A 2,313-nucleotide genomic window follows, 5' to 3' on the forward strand; every position below is an offset into this window, starting at 1 on the left:
TTTCGTTCAGTTTTCAAAGAACTACTTGGTCGCTCATTTGCGACTTCCTTATGTTAACATTTCTATCTTTCAATGTCAACTAAGTTTTTTATTTCGTTTGTCGCTTTCGACATTGTTGTCATCGGCGACTTGTTCTATATTACACCCCTATTCAATAATAGTCAATATTAATCGTTCACTTTTTTAGAAAAGATGAAACAGCTACTCATATTCCTCTTTATTTTTCATACATATAATTAAAATACCTGAAAGGGGTGTAGAGATTGTTCGATCCTCCCTTATTACATATCATCAACGCCCATTCAAGAAACCCACATTATCATAAGAATTTTCCTATCATTCTATTTTGGAGCCAAAAAAGTGGTTGTACTTCTCTTGCTAAGTGGTTTTTTTATCAGATTGACTTATTACAGACAGCTCTAAATTATAGTCCTTTCATTCATAATTATGAATATGACATATACAAAAGTACACCTGCCTATAGTGTCCGACTAGGTATAGCATTACGCGAAAAACAAAAAGAAACTTTTAAGCTTGTTCGTAACCCTTATAGACGAGCAGTGAGCTCTTTCGTATCCTTAATCGCACCTCCCTATATAGAAAATCCCGAATGGAAGCCCATCCGAAAGTTTTTATATCAAGATGAAAACTCCTCCAAAGGCCTCTCATTTAAACAATTTCTATACTATCTATTCATTAATGATGCTCAAGGAAATGATATTAACCCGCATTTCACACAACAATATATCGCTGGTGAAGAAGAATATGTGACCAATTATATATACTTAGAAAACTTCGATCAGGATATGAGAGCATTAGAAAAGCGTTTCAAATTAAAAACTGCACCAATAAATGAGTTCTCAATATCATGGCATCATCAAACTCCCGCCATGATTTATAAAGGGAATTTTAGCGAAGCCGATATTACTGACCCTTTATTTCCTCGCTACCCCACTTTCGAAAGTTTTTATGATACCGAATGTATACAACTCGTTCAAACAATATTTCAAAATGATTTCAATACGTATAAATATAGTAAAGAATACCTATACTGATTTCAATCTATTATCTTTGCCAAATAAAAAAACACCTAATATATATAAGGTGTTTTTTTATATTTAAACTATATACAATATGTTACTTAGCATTCCTTACTATTCAAGTTATTCTTCTTTAATAACTTACTTATCTTTTGTCTATCTGCCCATCCTACTCCTATTAAGACTAAACTTCCTCCTATTACTATCTTCCAAGTTAAAGACTCATCTAATAAAGCAATTGAAGCAACAATACTTATTAACGGTAAGGCATTTAAATATAATCCACTTACTGATGCCGAGACTGTCTCTAATGCTCTATTCCAAAACCAATAGGCTAAAATTGTTGCGCCTATAACAAGATACATTACACTAAATCCAGTCTTCCATGTTTCGATTTCTGGGAAACCATAGTAAAAAGTTTCTACCATTGCAAATGGTAATAAAATAACAGCTCCAATAATTAAAGTTAATGTTGTAAAAACCTTGTTTGATAAATACTGTTCTTGTTTTGGTCTTTTCAACAATACTGTATAGAAAGCAAATAAGAAAGTGCTTAATAAAATAAGGGTATCTCCTATTAAAGATACTTCTTGATTACCGTTACTAGATGGGATGGTAATAAGAAGTACTCCAGCAGCTCCCAATACAATACCGATCCAATAATTAAGCTGAATTTTTTCTTTCAAAAAGATCGCTGAAAAAAGAATTGTAACTAACGGTAAAGCAGCATCAATAATACTAACATGTAATCCACTTGTTAAAGAAATACCGTAGGATGTGAACATAAAGTAACCAGCTACACCAGTAAAAGATAGTAAACTCATTCTTTTCCACGGCACTTGTTTATGTACAACCGATTTTTTTAATTGTTTAAATGAAAATAGCAAACAAATTCCACCAGCGAAGAAAAGGCGAATAAATAACAAAGTAAATGGCTGAATAGATTCTAACGCCCACTTTGTTGGCGCAATGGCTGTCCCCCATAATATAACAGCCACTAATAACATGCATATTTCTTTCATAATCCCCCACACCCATCAATAATATATATTAATTATCTTAATTATAGATTTTTTGATGAATAAAATCCTTTAAAAGTGAAAAGACATTGTATAAATTGAAACTTTAATCAGTGGGGGTAGTTGACTTTAAAACGTCTCTATTTCATTCTTTTCTCTCATTAAGATTACTAAATTTACGGATTATGACATTTGATATATATAAATAAACACAAAAAAACCTAAGTCGAAACGACTTAGGTTTTTGCTTGGCG

General features: G+C 31.9%; 2 protein-coding genes. One reads left to right on the forward strand and one right to left on the reverse strand.

What is annotated here, in order from left to right:
- The first annotated feature begins 263 nt into the window (after positions 1–263).
- Complete coding sequence (locus tag MR070_RS26765) at positions 264–1,055, forward strand: sulfotransferase family 2 domain-containing protein (protein WP_000460178.1); 792 nt, start codon at positions 264–266, stop codon at positions 1,053–1,055.
- 86 nt (positions 1,056–1,141) lie between these two features.
- Here the strand turns inward: MR070_RS26765 and MR070_RS26770 are convergent, their stop codons facing one another.
- Complete coding sequence (locus MR070_RS26770; RefSeq protein ID WP_175613785.1) at positions 1,142–2,074, reverse strand: DMT family transporter; 933 nt, start codon at positions 2,072–2,074, stop codon at positions 1,142–1,144.
- Positions 2,075–2,313 lie beyond the last annotated feature (239 nt).

It is taken from the genome of Bacillus cereus group sp. BfR-BA-01453, assembly GCF_022662915.1.
In the GTDB taxonomy this organism is placed as follows: domain Bacteria; phylum Bacillota; class Bacilli; order Bacillales; family Bacillaceae_G; genus Bacillus_A; species Bacillus_A paranthracis.